14 protein-coding genes and 1 tRNA gene are annotated in these 13,933 nt (G+C 72.0%); 8 read left to right on the top strand and 7 right to left on the bottom strand.

The genetic code is table 11. From position 1 onward, the window contains the following. The first annotated feature begins 111 nt into the window (after positions 1-111). Positions 112-816 (top strand): glycosyltransferase family 2 protein, encoded by a 705-nt coding sequence (locus ACIBTV_RS25780; protein ID WP_396709015.1) that lies wholly within the window; start codon positions 112-114, stop codon positions 814-816. 31 nt (positions 817-847) lie between these two features. Here ACIBTV_RS25780 and ACIBTV_RS25775 read toward each other — a convergent pair whose 3' ends face one another. Together ACIBTV_RS25775 and ACIBTV_RS25770 are read right to left on the bottom strand one after the other, a co-directional pair. Continuing rightward, on the bottom strand, positions 848-1,747 hold the full coding sequence (locus tag ACIBTV_RS25775) for a transketolase family protein (protein WP_396708914.1): 900 nt from the start codon (positions 1,745-1,747) through the stop codon (positions 848-850). Positions 1,748-1,749: 2 nt separating this feature from the next. After that, positions 1,750-2,484, bottom strand: a complete 735-nt coding sequence (locus ACIBTV_RS25770; RefSeq protein WP_396708912.1) for a transketolase — start codon at positions 2,482-2,484, stop codon at positions 1,750-1,752. A 46-nt stretch (positions 2,485-2,530) separates the two neighbouring features. Here ACIBTV_RS25770 and soxR point away from each other — a divergent pair, with 46 nt between their 5' ends. Then, positions 2,531-3,058 (top strand): redox-sensitive transcriptional activator SoxR, encoded by a 528-nt coding sequence (gene soxR, locus ACIBTV_RS25765; protein ID WP_396708910.1) that lies wholly within the window; start codon positions 2,531-2,533, stop codon positions 3,056-3,058. Here the strand turns inward: soxR and ACIBTV_RS25760 are convergent. Next, positions 3,045-4,019, bottom strand: coding sequence for an NAD(P)H-quinone oxidoreductase (locus ACIBTV_RS25760; protein WP_396708908.1), 975 nt, complete (start codon positions 4,017-4,019; stop codon positions 3,045-3,047). The genes soxR and ACIBTV_RS25760 overlap by 14 nt on opposite strands. A 125-nt stretch (positions 4,020-4,144) precedes the next feature. Between ACIBTV_RS25760 and ACIBTV_RS25755 the strand changes: the two genes are divergently transcribed. Further along, a complete protein-coding gene (locus ACIBTV_RS25755) occupies positions 4,145-4,837 on the top strand; it encodes a hypothetical protein (RefSeq protein ID WP_396708906.1) in 693 nt (230 codons plus the stop codon). 239 nt (positions 4,838-5,076) lie between these two features. Then, positions 5,077-5,166, top strand: a tRNA-Ser gene (locus tag ACIBTV_RS25750). A gap of 127 nt (positions 5,167-5,293) precedes the next feature. Here the strand turns inward: ACIBTV_RS25750 and ACIBTV_RS25745 are convergent. Then, on the bottom strand, positions 5,294-5,449 hold the full coding sequence (locus ACIBTV_RS25745) for a hypothetical protein (protein WP_396708904.1): 156 nt from the start codon (positions 5,447-5,449) through the stop codon (positions 5,294-5,296). Between the two features lie 169 nt (positions 5,450-5,618). Between ACIBTV_RS25745 and ACIBTV_RS25740 the strand changes: the two genes are divergently transcribed. Then, positions 5,619-6,161 carry a YbhB/YbcL family Raf kinase inhibitor-like protein gene (locus tag ACIBTV_RS25740; RefSeq protein ID WP_396708902.1) on the top strand — a complete coding sequence of 181 codons (543 nt, stop codon included), beginning with the start codon at positions 5,619-5,621 and terminating at the stop codon, positions 6,159-6,161. A gap of 131 nt (positions 6,162-6,292) precedes the next feature. Here the strand turns inward: ACIBTV_RS25740 and ACIBTV_RS25735 are convergent, their stop codons facing one another. Next, the gene (locus ACIBTV_RS25735; protein WP_396708900.1) at positions 6,293-7,003 is read right to left on the bottom strand and encodes a class I SAM-dependent methyltransferase; all 711 of its coding nucleotides are present in this window, start codon (positions 7,001-7,003) and stop codon (positions 6,293-6,295) included. Between the two features lie 206 nt (positions 7,004-7,209). Here ACIBTV_RS25735 and ACIBTV_RS25730 point away from each other — a divergent pair, with 206 nt between their 5' ends. After that, the gene (locus ACIBTV_RS25730) at positions 7,210-9,033 is read left to right on the top strand and encodes a hypothetical protein (RefSeq protein ID WP_396708898.1); all 1,824 of its coding nucleotides are present in this window, start codon (positions 7,210-7,212) and stop codon (positions 9,031-9,033) included. A 25-nt stretch (positions 9,034-9,058) separates the two neighbouring features. On the opposite strand, the gene ACIBTV_RS25725 is transcribed toward ACIBTV_RS25730, so the two are convergent. Beyond that, a complete protein-coding gene (locus tag ACIBTV_RS25725; RefSeq protein WP_396709013.1) occupies positions 9,059-9,841 on the bottom strand; it encodes an IucA/IucC family C-terminal-domain containing protein in 783 nt (260 codons plus the stop codon). Positions 9,842-10,187: 346 nt separating this feature from the next. Between ACIBTV_RS25725 and ACIBTV_RS25720 the strand changes: the two genes are divergently transcribed. Further along, entirely contained in the window at positions 10,188-11,714 is a 1,527-nt protein-coding gene (locus ACIBTV_RS25720; protein ID WP_396708896.1) for a peptide deformylase, read from the top strand. 137 nt (positions 11,715-11,851) lie between these two features. Here the strand turns inward: ACIBTV_RS25720 and ACIBTV_RS25715 are convergent, their stop codons facing one another. Beyond that, complete coding sequence (locus tag ACIBTV_RS25715) at positions 11,852-12,967, bottom strand: globin domain-containing protein (protein ID WP_396708894.1); 1,116 nt, start codon at positions 12,965-12,967, stop codon at positions 11,852-11,854. 143 nt (positions 12,968-13,110) lie between these two features. On the opposite strand from ACIBTV_RS25715, the gene ACIBTV_RS25710 reads away from it, so the two are divergent. Next, on the top strand, positions 13,111-13,881 hold the full coding sequence (locus ACIBTV_RS25710; RefSeq protein WP_396708892.1) for a CPBP family intramembrane glutamic endopeptidase: 771 nt from the start codon (positions 13,111-13,113) through the stop codon (positions 13,879-13,881). Positions 13,882-13,933: the final 52 nt, after the last annotated feature.

Genomic DNA, 13,933 nt, shown 5'->3' with positions numbered 1-13,933 from the left:
ACCATCGAACTGGATTCGCCACGCCGGATGCCCTACCGTGGCGGCCACCACCGCGCTGACCAGCCAGGCTACGCTAGGCCAGATATATTGCCCGCCACCGTGGAGAATCCCGTGAAGCTCTCGATCCTCATGCCGGTCTACAACGAGGAAGAACGCATCGCGGATGCCCTCAAGCAGGCGTTGGCGGTCGATTACCCGTGCGAGATCGAATTGGTGGTCGTCGACGACGGCAGTCGGGACGGCACCGCCGAGATCCTCGACCGGGCCGACGACCAGCGACTGCGGGTGATCAGCCACCCGCGAAACGCCGGCAAGGGCGCGGCCATCAAGACGGCGGTGGACAACGCCGAGGGTGAGTACATGGTCATCCTCGACGCCGACCTGGAGTACGACCCGCAGGACATTCCCAAGCTGCTCGACCCGGTGCTCGACGGTCGCGCGACGGTGGTCTACGGCAATCGCACCTTCGGTAGCCACAGCGCCTACAGCTTCTGGTACGTGATGGGCAACAAGGGCGTCACCATGGCGGCGAACGTCCTGTTCAACTCCTACATCGGCGACCTGGAGACCTGTTTCAAGCTGATGCCGGTGGCGCTCTACCGTTCGCTCGACATCCGCTCCCGCGGCTTCGGCATGGAGGCCGAGGTGACCGGCAAGCTGCTGCGCCGCCGCATCCGCCCCTACGAGGTGCCGATCAGCTACCGCGCCCGCAACCGGGAAGAGGGCAAGAAGATCACCTGGAAGGACGGCGTCGAGGCGATCTGGATCCTCGGCCGGGAGCGCACCCGCCGCCGTCCCGCCGTGCCGGCCCGCTGAGGCTCGGCACCCCCGGCGACCCGGCCGCCGCTCAGCCGGCGGCCACCGGCACCGAGTCCAGGAAGTCGACGACCGACCGGCGCAGGCCGGCGGCGTCCAGCCCGTGCCACCGGGTGTGGTCCTCGGGCGCGCCGTAGCGGCGCAGATCCTCTCGCCCCACCCCGAGAGCCAGCAACCGGTGCGGCCGGTCGGCCAGCGCCGCCGACACCACCCGGCTGGACGTGCCGGCCAGGTAGGGCTCGACCAGGATCACCTCGGTGCCGGCCAGCGCCCGCAGCCCCGTGACGTCGAACGGACGCGGCCGGTGGGTGTACGCCACCGTCACCGGCAGGTCGGCCACCGCCGCCACCGCCGCGTCCCGCACCGGACCCACCGCCACCAGCAGCGGCGCGCCCGGCCCGGCGTCCCGGACCACGCTGAGCGCGCCGTCGCCGCCCCACGGCCGGTCGTTGTGCTGCGTGGACAGCCGCAGGTACGTCGAGCCGTCACCCGCCGCCGCGCCGCGCAGCAGCCCGGCGACCTCGCCGGGGTGCCCGGGCACGTACACCGTCCACTCGTGCAACGTGTCGATCAGCGAGACGTCGGCCGGTGCGAGGTGCGTCCGGCCGGCCGCCGCCCGGTCGTACGAGGCGCCGACGCTGACCAGCACCGCGGTCACGCCCTGGTGGTCCAGGTCCAGCTTCAGCTGCTCGTACGCGCGCTCGACCAGGAACGGCGCGTAGCTGTGCACCACCGGTCGCAGTCCGGTGAGCGCCAGCCCACCGGCCACGCCCACCATCAACTGCTCCCGGATGCCCACGTTCACCACCCGGTCGGGGTGTCGCCGCGCGGCCGGCGCGAAGGCGGCCGCCGAGATGTCGGCGAGCACCAGCGCGAGCCGCGGATCCTCGGCGAGCAGTTCGGTAGCGGTGTCCACGAACGTCTCCCGCATGGTCACACCTCCCCGTCGACGACCGCGACGACGACGTGCGGTCGGTTGCCGTCATGCCCGGTCAGGGCCCGGTGCAGGGCGTCGTGGTCCCGGCCGTCGACGGTCTCGGCGGTCCAGCCGTTGACCGCGAAGCAGGCCGCCGCGCCGCCGGTCCAGCCGTGCGTGGCCGAGTGGTTGTCGACCACCACGACGGTCAGGTTGTCGAGACCGGTCGCGCCCGCGTACGCGATCGCCTCGTGGTTGGAGCCCTCGTCCAGCTCCGCGTCGCCGATCAGCACGTACACGCGCGGGGTGAGCAGACCCTGGGCGCGCAGCCCGAGGGCGGTGCCGATGCCGAGGCCGAGCCCGTGGCCGAGCGAGCCGGAGCCGATCTCGACCCCGGGCACCAGCGTCCGGTCCGGGTGGTCGCCGAGCCGGCTCTCCGGGCCGCCCTGGCCGTCCAGCCAGTCGTCGGGGATGAACCCCTTCGCGGCGAGCACCGCGTAGTAGCCGGCGACCGCGTGACCCTTGGAGAGCAGGAACCGGTCCCGGTCGGGATCGTCGACGGTGGCGGGGGTGATCCGGAGGATCCGGTCGTAGAGCACCCAAAGCGTGTCGATGGTGGAGTAGACGTTGGCCCCGAACTCGCGACCGGCGCGTACCCGGTCGAGGGCCGCCGCGACCGGCGTCGGCAGGGTCGTCGCGGCGGCGGGCGGGGGCGACCCGGGCCGGGTGGCATTGGCGGTGGTGGTGGTCATGCGGCTAGCCTGCAAGTTGAAGTCCACTTCAACTCAAGGTGACAGCGTGCACGAATCCATCACCATCGGCCAGCTCTCGGCCCGCAGCGGAGTGGCCCCGTCCGCGCTGCGCTACTACGAGCGGCTGGGCCTGATCCGGGCCGAACGCACCGGCGGCAACCAGCGCCGCTACCCCCGCACGGAGCTGCGCCGGGTGGCCTTCATCCGGATCTCCCAGCAGGTCGGCGTCTCGCTGGACGAGATCCGCACGGCCCTCGACTCGCTGCCCGCCTCCCGGACGCCGACCGCCGCCGACTGGGCCCGCCTCTCGGCAACCTGGCGCGAGCGGCTGAACGAGCGGATCCGGCTGATGACCAAACTCCGCGACGACCTGGACAGCTGCATCGGCTGTGGCTGCCTGTCGTTGCAGCGCTGCACGCTGAACAACCCCGGTGACGCGCTCGGCGGCGAGGGTGCGGGGGCCCGGCTGATGCTGCCCCGCCCCGACGGCCCGCCCGGGTCCGACGGTCCGGCTCCGGCCGACGCCTCACCTGGGTCCGGCGGTGACCACGGGGCGGCCGTCATCGCGTCGTGAGCAGCACCTTGCCGATGTGATCGCCCTCGACCAGCCGGTGGGCCGTCGCCGCCTCCGCCATCGGCAGCCGTTGGTCCACCACCGGCCGGACCTTCCCCGCCTCCACCAGCGGCCACACCTCGTCCCGCACGCCCCGGACGATCTCCGCCTTCTCCTCCGGCGGCCGGGACCGCAGCGCGGTCGCCGCCACGGTGGCCCGCTTCGTCAGCAACGCGCCCAGGTCCAGCTCGGCCTTGCGTCCGCCCTGCATCCCGATCACCACCAGCCGTCCGCCGGTCGCCAGCGCGGCCACGTTCCGGCCCAGGTAGGAGGCGCCCATGATGTCGAGGATGACGTCCGCGCCCCGACCGTCCGTACGCCGCTGCACCTCCGCCACGAAGTCCTGCTCGCGGTAGTCGATCGCGTGCGTCGCGCCCAGCTCACGCAGCCGGTCGTGCTTGCCCGCGCGTGCGGTGGTCAGCACCGTGGCGCCCAGCGCCGCCCCGAACTGGATCGCGAAGGTGCCGATTCCGCTGCCGCCGCCGTGCACCAGCAGCGTCTCGCCGGCCCGCAGCCCGGCCAGCCGCACCACGTTCGACCAGACGGTGCAGGCCACCTCCGGCAGCGCCGCCGCGTCGACCAGGTCGACGCCGGCCGGCACCGGCAGCAGCTGCCCGGCGGGCACCGCCACCCGCTCGGCGTACCCGCCGCCGGACAGCAGCGCGCACACCTCCTGCCCGACCTCCCAGCCGGTCACCCCCGGACCGACCGCGCCGACCACGCCGGAGCACTCCAAGCCGAGGTACGCGGGCGCGCCCGGCGGCGGCGGATAGAGACCCTGTCGTTGCAGCAGGTCCGCCCGGTTCACCGCGCTGGCCCGCACCTCCACCAGCACCTCACCGGGGCCGGGCTCCGGGTCGGGCACCTCGGCCCACACCAGCGCGTCGGGTCCACCGGGCTCCGGAACGGTGATCGCTCGCATGTCCCAGTCTTACCCGATCCGTCCGCCCCGGCACCCGGGGCCCCGGTTCAACCCCTAGCCTGTGCGTGCCCCGTCCTTCCGGCCGCTCACCGTCGTGCCGGACCGCCTGGCCGAGGAGCCTCCCGATGCTCGATGACCTGCACGTGCTGCGCGACGCCGTCCAGGCGTACCGTGCCGCGGCGACGGCCGCCGGCCTGGACTGGCCGGACCAGGGCGAGGCACCGGCCGGGCAGCCGCCGGACCAGGTCCTCCGGATCTTCGACGTCGACCACGTGGCGGAGCAGTTGACCTGGCTGCAGGCGCAGCGGTGGCCGGACCAGCGGCTGCTGCCCAACGCCGGCTGGCGCATGCCCTGGCCGGAGGACGGAGACGCGCTCGACTACCTGGGACTCTCGATCGGCACGCCGTTCCCCTGGCGGTGGCAACTACCGTTGTTCCACTTCGACTTCCTGCTCTACACGTTCGTCCTCGCGGGCGAGCGCGAGGGTGAGATCTGGCGCTACGAGATCGGTACGGACGTCTGGCCGTCGGTCCGGGCCGCCACCAGCCTGGCGGTGCTCTTCGACCAGTGGACCAGGGGGATCGCCGCCGGGGTGGTCGGCTACGACGAGCAGAACACGTGGCTCCTGGTCGAGGACGTCGACCGGGTTCCCGGCCTCGACCCGCTGGCCTTCCCGGAGGCCCCCGTGGAGGAGACGCTGCTGCGGGCGCGGCAGCGGGAGTGCGGGGTGGACATCGCCGTCGTCGAGGAGGGGTTCCCGCACCAGGAGGAGCTGCTCGACGCCATCGACGTCGCCAAGGCGTCGCTCGCCGCATAGCCGCATAGCCGCATCGCCGGCTTCGCCGCTGTTGCCGGCGCTGTCGGTCGGTCCTCGGCTCAGCTACCGAGCGATCAGGAGGCCACTGTGGAGCCGCGACGGTGCCGATCGCCGTGGTCAGCGCGCTCCGGGCGGGCGCCGACCGATCGGCGCCCCACGCGATCAGGGAGCGGCCCCCACTCGCTCGGCCGCGCGTCATGGCAGACTAGGCACGGCCGCGTCCTCCGGGGCGCGGCCCGGGAGGGTTCGCCTAGTGGCCGATGGCGCTGGTCTTGAAAACCGGTAAGGCAGCGATGTCTTCGTGGGTTCGAATCCCACACCCTCCGCCACGCGGGCAGTGCGAACGTCCGGTGCCGCTTGATCCACCCCGACTTCCCGACAGTCGGGGTGTCCGGGCACCTGGGATGCCCCGACTTCACCGAAACCGGGTCGATCAGGCCGTACCCCGTACGCCGGTCACTTCGGCGGGTCGGTGGCCCGCCGGTGCTCGCGGATGGTCTCCTCGGCCAGCCGCTGCACGGCGCGCCGACGCTCCTCGGTGACCGCGCCGGTCGGGCGGTGCCGGAACGCGCCCACCAGGGCGGCGAGAAAGTCGCGCCAGATTCTGGTCAAGAGGGTCTCTCCCCGGATGGTCGCCTGCTGTCAAAGGTAGTGAGATGACGGGCGGACGGGCTGAGACGAACGGCTCGGTGACACCTGGCGCTTCCGGTCGATTACCGGTGCGCCGCAGGGTAAGAAGGGCGAAGAAACCCTGCGCGAACCTGGAAGGACACGCGTACCGATGACCCTCGAACGCCCCATCGCCCCGGACCCGTACGAGCTGCTGCCGACCGTGCCGTCGTTCACGCTGACCAGCGACGACGTGCAGAACGGCGAGCCGATGGACGTGCGGCACGCGCACGGCAGCGTCGGCGGCGAGAACGTCTCCCCGCAGCTCACCTGGTCGGACTTCCCGGCCGAGACCCGTAGCTTCACGGTGACCTGCTACGACCCGGACGCCCCCACCGGCAGCGGTTTCTGGCACTGGGTGCTGGTCAACGTGCCGGCCCAGGTGACCCAGCTGCCCGCGGGTGTGGGCGGCGGCGCGGGCGCCGACCTGGGTGGGGCGTTCTGCGTCCGCAACGACTACGGCGAGCAGAGCTACGGCGGCGCCGCTCCGCCGGCCGGGGACCGGCCGCACCGCTACGTCTTCGCGGTGCACGCCCTGGACGTCGACCGCCTCGACGTCACCCCGGACGCCAGCCCCGCCTACGTCGGCTTCAACCTGACCTTCCACACCCTGGCCCGGGCCGTCATCCGCCCCACCTACCAGATCAAGGAGTAATGCCCCACCCCCTTCTCCCGCGATCTTGCACTTGTGCCCCGGTGAAAGGGGCGAAGGCCGCAGACCAGAGGCCGAAACTGCAAGATCGCGGGAGAGGAGAAGGGGGAAGGGGAAGGAGACGCGGACGGCTGTCAGGCGGGGACTCGGGCCACGGCGAAGACGGACTGGCCGAACGGTGGGCGGACCACCTGCTCGGCGGCCTTGGTGGCCGGCAGCACGAGGGTGTCGTAGATCTTGACCATCGGGCCCTCCTTCGGCATCAGCCGGAAGACCTTGGTCGCCATGAAGTAGCCCAGCAGGCCGAGCGCGTTCGCGTAGTGGATCGTCTCCACCGTCAGCCCGGCCTCGGTCATCGCCGCGGCGAGCGTCCGCTTCGTGTAGCGGCGTACGTGGCCGGTGGCGATGTCCGCCGGGCTCATCGCGAACTGGAACGCCGGCACGATGATGATCACCGCGCCGCCCGGCCGGACCAGGTCGCGCATGCTGCGCAGCGCGCCCACGTGGTCGTCGATGTGCTCCAGCACGTTGTACGAGACCGCGGCGCTGTATTCGCCCCGCTCCGAGTGCGGCAGCAGCATCTGCCGGACCTCGATGCCGGCGTGGTCGATGAGCCGCTCCTTGAGTTGGAGCAGCCGGTCCGGGTCCGCCTCCGTGGCCGTGAAGCGGGGCAGGCGCTCGGCCCACTCCAGCGCGTAGTCGCCGAGCCCGCTGCCGATCTCGATGGGGTTGTCGCCGAGGTAGGGCACGGCCAGCTCCACGAACCAGCGGCGGTGGTTGACCGCCGTGGCGAGGCCCTCCAGGACCTCGGACTGGACGCGCTGATCCCCAGTGATTTCTGCCATGCGTCGATTCCTCACGGTATGAAGTCAGACCCGCGCCTGGACCGACAGAGTGAATCATCCGCGCGGATGGCAGAAGAATCGGGGTGATGGCCGAAAAGCGGTCGGGGGAGGCACGTGATCGGCGGTCAGCGAACCCGGCACATGGTACGGCAATACCCCGAAACATGTCACGTGGGTGCCATACGCTGACTACGCTGCGAATTGTTATGACTACTCCTGAATCGGGCCTCCCCGCCGGCGCGCCCCGGTCCGGGGCGCCGGAGAGTGGGCCCGACCGGGACGGCTCACGCCGCGGGCGACAGGTCGATGCCTTGGCCGTGCTCAGCTTCGTGGCGCTCGGTTTCTGGGTCACCGCACGCCTCTGGCTGGACCCCCGCAACGGGGTACGGGACAACCGGTCCGATCAGTCGCAGTTCGAGTGGATGATGGCGCACGGTGCCCGGGTGCTCACGCATTTCGCGTACCCATTCACCTCGCATCAGATGAATGTGCCCGACGGCGTCAATCTGATGGCTAATACATCCGTATTATCCGTTTCCCTGCCAATGACGCCGGTCACGCTGTTGTTCGGTCCGCGCGCTTCGTTCCTGCTCTTTCTCACCTTCGGGATGATCGCCACCGGCGTGGCCTGGTATTTCCTTCTCTCCCGGGTGCTGGTCCGCTCCCGGGGACCGGCGTGGCTCGGGGCCGCCTTCTGCGCCTTCGGGCCGGCGATGGTGTCGCACGCCAACGCCCACCCCAACATCGTGTCCCAGTTCGTGGTCCCCCTGATCATCTGGCGGACCCTGCGGCTCACCGAACCGGGTCGGTGGCTGCGCAACGGTGTCCTGCTCGCCCTGGTGATCGTCTGGCAGGCGTTCCTCAACCTGGAGATCCTGCTGATGACCGCGATCGGGCTGGGCGTGGTGGTGGCCGCGCTCGCCATCGGTCGGCGGGAGACCCGACGGCACGCCCGTACCTTCCTCGCCGGACTGGGCGTCGCCGCCGCCGTCGCGTTCGTGCTGCTCGCATACCCGCTCTACGTGCAGTTCTTCGGGCCGGGGGCGTACGAGGGGCTGTCCCGGCTGATCCGGGGCTACTCCAGCGACCTGGCGTCGTTCGTGGCGTACTCGCGGGAGTCGCTGGCCGGCAACCCGCGGACCGCCGCGCACCTGGCGAAGAACCCGACCGAGGAGAACAGCTTCTTCGGCTGGGCGCTCGTCGTGCTGGTGTTCGCGCTGGTCTGGTGGTTGCGGCGCAGCGTGGTGGTGCTCGGCCTCGCCGCGCTCGGGTTGCTCTTCGCGATCCTCAGCCTCGGCCGAGAGGTGATCTTCGACGGGCGGGAGACCGGGATCCCGAGCCTCTGGGCCCCCCTGGAGGACCTGCCGATCCTGCACTCGGTGGTGCCCACCCGGTGGGCGCTGGCCATCACCCCGATCATCGGGCTGCTGCTCGCGTACGGCGCGGAGCACGCCCGGGCGCTCGCCGCCCGCCACCCGGTGGCCCGCCCGCAGATCCGCTTCGCGACGATCACCGTGCTGACAATGGCGCTGCTGCCGATCCTGCCCACCCCGCTGCCGGCGACCCGGTTCGACCCGATCCCGCAGTTCGTGACGTCCGGGGCCTGGCGCACGTACACGTCGGGCGGGCGGAGTGTGGTGACCCTGCCGCTGCCCGACACCAACTACGCCGAGCCGCTGCGCTGGTCGGCCGCCACCCGACTGGACATGCCGCTGGCCCGCGGCTACTTCCTCGGGCCGGACACGCGCCCGAGTTCGAAGGAGCGCGGGGTCGCGCTCTTCTCCGCCCCGTTCCGCCCGACCAGCAGCTTCTTCGACACGATCCGCCGTACCGGGGCGGTGCCGCCGATCACGCCGCAGAGCCGGGTGAACGCCGTCGACGATCTGCGCTTCTGGCGGGCGGGCGTGGTGATCCTCGGGCCGCACCGGCACGCCGACGCGCTGCGGCGGGGGACGACCGAGTTGACCGGTATCCGGCCGTTCTTCGACGGCGGGGTGTGGGTCTGGGACGTCCGGTCGTTGACCGACTGACCGGATCGGCGGGGGAGCCGGCGGGTCAGCCCTGCCGGACGCAGCAGCCCTGGCAGACCTTCGGCTGGGGCAGCGTGAAGGCGAGGCAGCAGGTGCGGCGCTGCACGGTCGGCTCGCCGGTCGGCCCCGGCTCCAACTCCACCAGGTCCCGAAGGTCGAGCGCGCGCAGCAGCGTGTCGATGCTCTCCACCGACGAGCCGGGCAGCGCGTCCGCGGCGCGGAGGATCGCGTGCGACATGCCCGAGGCCACCGAGCCGAGCAGCGTACGCGTGCCCACCCGTACCTCGGCCTGGATCGCGGTGATCATCGGCGCGAGGTGGGCGTCGAGCAGGGAGGCGCGGAGCGCGGCGAGCAACTCGGCCTCCCCGGCGACGATCCGCACCTCGGGAGCGCCGGACAGGGCCAGTGGGTCGCTGGGCAGCACCGCGACGGTGGTCGACCGGCGCAGCCCCAGCGTGACCAGCGGCCGGTGGTCCTCGAAGTGGAGGAGCACGTCGGCGGGGTCGAGCAGCGGGACCCGGCGGGCGGACGCCCAGCCCAGCACCGCCGGCAGCGCGGTCCAGTAGCTGTACGACTTCCAGGCCAGCGCCGCGCAGGCGTGCGGGGTGCCCCGCCAGCGGAGACTGGCCGCGCGCAGGAACTCGGGGAGGCGGGTGCCGTCGACCAGCGTGGTGGCCGGTGCCCAGCCGAACTCGTCGGTGACCAGCAGACCCGGCGCGAGCCCGGGCACGTCGTCGGTGCCGAACATGGCGCGCATGGTGGCCGTGACCGGAGCCAGCGGCGCGGCGGTCTGATCCCGCCCCGGCATCACCGCTGTCACTGGATCATCCCCTGTCCCCCGCACCGTCCGTCGAGCTAAGGCTAGCCTAACCACACTCTGCCGGGGTGGGGAAGGTCGGTGCCCGCCGAGATCGGGAGGCCTGGATCACCCTGGCGGCCGGCATTCGTGGCCCGGCGGCCGTCGACATCACCCCTGGTCGCGCCCGTCCGGTGTTACCCCGGCCCGCTCGGGGGAAACGCCGGGCGCCGCCACGGGACGGCGGAGAATCGACGGTCATCGGTGGATTGTCAAGCGGAGTGTCGGCAAGGTGCCATATCCGTGTGTGCTCGGCCACGGAACGTGAAACTGAATACTCCCGGCCACGAGGAAGCCGATGACGACCTCACCCCTCGATCGTGCTGCCGACACCTTCGCCACCGAGCTCGCCCGCCAGCGCAGCGCGCGAGGGCTGTCCAAGAAACAGTTGGCCGTGCTCATGGGCTTCGACCCGTCGTACGTCAGCCACGTCGAAGGGCGCCGGCACCGACCGACCGAGGACTTCGCCCGCCGCGCGGAGGCCGTCCTGGAGGCCAGCGGCGCGATCTGGCAGCGTTTCCGGGAGTACGACGATCTCCGCCAGGCCCGCAACGGCCATCCGCACCGGGAACTGCGCCAGCCCGGGCAGTGGCTGCCCCCCGGCACCGGCCTGGTGGTCGAGCGGGAACTGGCCAGCCTCACCCACACCGACGAGGGCTACCGGTGCGTCATCCGGCGGGAGCTCTACAACGCGGGCACCGAACCCGTCACCCGCTACCTGGTCCGGGTGGCCGTGGACCGTTACCCCAGCGACCCCGGCCGCTCCAACCGGCACCACCGGGAACACCCGCTGACCTTCGCCGAGCTCCAGCTGCGGGCCCACCGGGACGACGGCGGCGGTGAGCCGGAACCGATGCACTGGCGGGCCAAGCACGACCGAGACGCGTTCAAGGAGATCTGGTTGCTCTTCGAGAACGGCGACCGGCGCTTCCCCCTCTACCCCGGCGACCGGGCCACCATCGAGTACGCGTACCGGGTCGGCGCCGAGAAGTGGGGCCCCTGGTTCCAGCGGGCGGTGCGGCTGCCCACCCGGCAGCTCGCCGTACGCCTGGACCTGCCGGCCGCCCTCGACCCGCAGGTCTGGGGCGCGGAGACCTCGCTCTCGGCGGAGGAGGGCCCGCTGCGCACCCCCGTGCAGCGGCACGACGAGGGTGACCGGGCCGTCTTCGACTGGCAGACCGACGACCCGCCGCTCAACGCGCGCTACCGGATGCAGTGGCGGTTCCGGGGCCGACCGGAGCCCGAGCACGAGCGGGCGTCCGACGACCGCATCCGGCCGAGCGACCGGATGCGGGCCGCCGGTGTCGTTCAGCGCGGCGCCGACCTGCTGCACCAGCCGGCGCTGCCGTTCGACCTGCCCGCCGAGGAACCGGTCGCCCGCGACGTGGTCGACCGGCTCTCCGCCGCGCTCGTCCGCCTCGACGAGCTGCACCCGTTCAGCAAGGGGGTGGGTATCGCCGCGCCGCAGCTCGGCATCGGCCGGGCGGCGGCCGTCGTCCGCCCGCCCGACCGGGCCGCCGAGCCCGTCGTGCTGCTCAACCCCCGGATCGTGGACGTCTCACCGGACACCGACGAGCAGTACGAGGGTTGCCTCTCCTTCTTCGACCACCGTGGGTTGGTGCCCCGCCCGCTGCGCGTCGACGTGGAGCACGCCCAGTGGGACGGCAGCCGCATCATCACGTCGTTCGAGTACGGCATGGCCCGCCTGGTCGCCCACGAGATCGACCACCTGGACGGGCTGCTCTACGTCGACCGGATGACGTCCGGGGTGCCGCTGGTGCCCGTCGAGGAGTACCGCGAGACCGGACGCCCCTGGCGATACTGACCATCCGGACGGCCGTTCCGCCCGACGCGGAACCGGCCCGACCCGCCGCGATGGCGACGGGCCGGGCCGGACGGGGGCCCGGGGCGCGTGCCCCAGGGGGCAGGGGCACGCGCCCCGGATCGGGGGGAGGAAAGTCTCTAAAGATCGCCGAACGTGTCGTAGCGGATGTGCGGCGGCGGGACGTCGTCCGCGGCCAGCACCCGCAGGGTCGAGCGGACCATCTGGGCCGACCCGGAGACGTAGCAGTCGTGCGTCGTCCACGGCCCGTACCGGCCGACCACGTCGGCGATGTCACCCTGCTCGCCGTCGAAGCCCGGGTCCTCGCTGCACGCCGGGGTGACCGACAGCCACGGATGCGCGGCGACCAGCTCCCGCAGGCCGGCCAGCCCGTACAGGTCCGACGCCCGGCGGGCGCCGTAGAAGACGTGCACCCAGCGCGTCCGGTTGTAACTGGTCAGCTCCTCCACCAGCGCCTTGATCGGCGCCAGGCCCACCCCGCCGGCCACGCAGAGAATGTCCCGCTCCGACGCGCGGTCCAGGGTCATCGAGCCCATCGGCGCGGCCAGCCGCAGCAGGTCACCCGGCTTCACCCGGCGCACCAGCGCCCCGGAGACCCAGCCCGCGCCCGGCGACCGTACGTGGAACTCCAGCACGTTGTCGTCGTTCGGGGCGTTCGCCACCGAGTACGTGCGCCACACCCGTGGGTGGTGCCGCGGCACCTCCAGGCTCAGGTACTGGCCGGCCTTCCAGCGCAGCGGATGCTGCAGGGCGCGGACGGTCAGCACCGCCGTGTCGGGGCCGTGCCGCTCGTGGGTCAGCACCTCCGCGTGCCAGAACGGCGGGTTCTCGTCGGCGGCCGCGCCGGCCAGCATCTTCTCCGAGATCGCCGCGTACGCCTCCCGCCACGCCTGGTCGTACTCCAGGTTCCAGCCGTCCCCGGCGATGCTGCGCAGCGCGTCGAGCAGGGCGACGCCCATCGTCGCGTAGTGCTCGGCGTCGACGTGGTACTTGCGGTGGTCCCGGCCGAGCGCGCGCAGGAACTCGTCGAAGCTCTCCGGGTCGCCGACGGTGTGGATCGCGGTGATGATCGCTTCCAGCAGCCGGTCACCCTGACCGGACATCTGCACCGGGAAGAGCTGCCGCAGGTCGGGGTCGAGCAGGAAGAGTCGGGCGTAGAAGTGACCGCTGAGCCGCTCCCGGTGCTCCTCGACCAGGGTCCAGCTCTCCTTCAGCAGTCGCGCGAAGTTGTCCATGGGCGCGCTCCTTCTCCTGACGGCGAATGGGGCGATCACAGAATCTCCACGGAGAGTGGCGACCGGTCGCACAGAATGTGCGATCGGCTCGCAAGGGCTCCTCGACGGTGCCGAGGGGCGCCTCCGTCGGGCAGAGTGGTGCGGTGACCCTTGAGCTCACCCGACCGGTGACCCGCCGGCTGCTGGGGACCGAGATTCTGCTGGTCCTCGGCCTCTCCCTCGGTCAGTCGGCCGTCTACGCGGTCGTGTCGATCATCGCGAAGCTCACCGCCGAGGGCGGGCTCGCCAAGCAGACCGCCGCGTTGAACACCTCCGCGTCGTCCCGGCCCTACCTCGACCTCACGTACCAGCTGCTCGGCATCGTGTTCGCGCTGCTGCCGGTGCTGCTCGCCGTACACCTGCTGAGCCGGGACCCCGGCAACCCGGCGCGGACGCTCGGCCTGGACGCCCGACGGCCCGGCAGCGACCTGGCCCGCGGCGCCGGCCTGGCGGCGCTGATCGGCCTGCCCGGCCTCGCCCTCGTCTGGGTGGCCGCCCAGCTCGGCCTCAACGCCACCCTGGTCCCGGCCGCGCTGCCGGACATCTGGTGGGCCGTGCCGGTGCTCGTCCTCGCCGCCGTGCAGAACGCCGTGCTGGAGGAGGTGATCGTGGTCGGCTACCTGGTCACCCGGCTGCGTCAACTCCAGTGGCGGGTGGGCGCGATCATCGCGGCGAGCGCCCTCCTGCGCGGCTCCTACCACCTCTACCAGGGCTTCGGCGCCTTCGTGGGCAACGCGGTGATGGGCGTCGTGTTCAGCCTCTTCTACCTGCGCACCCGGCGGGTGATGCCGCTGATCGTCGCGCACACCCTGCTCGACGTGGTCGCCTTCGTCGGCTACGCGCTGCTGCCCAAGGCCTGGTTCGACTGGCTCTGACGGCGGTGGCCGGCCCGGTGGCGCGCCCGGGTCCCGTGGTCCCCGGCCGACC

The organism is Micromonospora sp. NPDC049366 (assembly GCF_044466625.1).
Classification (GTDB): domain Bacteria; phylum Actinomycetota; class Actinomycetes; order Mycobacteriales; family Micromonosporaceae; genus Micromonospora.
This window is presented reverse-complemented; position numbering and strand designations above follow the sequence as displayed.

What these genes read in the sequence shown, in the direction of transcription:
- ACIBTV_RS25775 (WP_396708914.1), bottom strand. Translation starts at nt 1,747, where the DNA reads ATGCGGGAGACGTTCGTGGACACCGCTACCGAACTGCTCGCCGAGGAT.
- ACIBTV_RS25770 (WP_396708912.1), bottom strand. Translation starts at nt 2,484, where the DNA reads ATGACCACCACCACCGCCAATGCCACCCGGCCCGGGTCGCCCCCGCCC.
- ACIBTV_RS25760 (WP_396708908.1), bottom strand. Translation starts at nt 4,019, where the DNA reads ATGCGAGCGATCACCGTTCCGGAGCCCGGTGGACCCGACGCGCTGGTG.
- ACIBTV_RS25755 (WP_396708906.1), top strand. Translation starts at nt 4,145, where the DNA reads ATGCTCGATGACCTGCACGTGCTGCGCGACGCCGTCCAGGCGTACCGT.
- ACIBTV_RS25740 (WP_396708902.1), top strand. Translation starts at nt 5,619, where the DNA reads ATGACCCTCGAACGCCCCATCGCCCCGGACCCGTACGAGCTGCTGCCG.
- ACIBTV_RS25735 (WP_396708900.1), bottom strand. Translation starts at nt 7,003, where the DNA reads ATGGCAGAAATCACTGGGGATCAGCGCGTCCAGTCCGAGGTCCTGGAG.
- ACIBTV_RS25730 (WP_396708898.1), top strand. Translation starts at nt 7,210, where the DNA reads ATGACTACTCCTGAATCGGGCCTCCCCGCCGGCGCGCCCCGGTCCGGG.
- ACIBTV_RS25725 (WP_396709013.1), bottom strand. Translation starts at nt 9,841, where the DNA reads ATGCCGGGGCGGGATCAGACCGCCGCGCCGCTGGCTCCGGTCACGGCC.
- ACIBTV_RS25720 (WP_396708896.1), top strand. Translation starts at nt 10,188, where the DNA reads ATGACGACCTCACCCCTCGATCGTGCTGCCGACACCTTCGCCACCGAG.
- ACIBTV_RS25715 (WP_396708894.1), bottom strand. Translation starts at nt 12,967, where the DNA reads ATGGACAACTTCGCGCGACTGCTGAAGGAGAGCTGGACCCTGGTCGAG.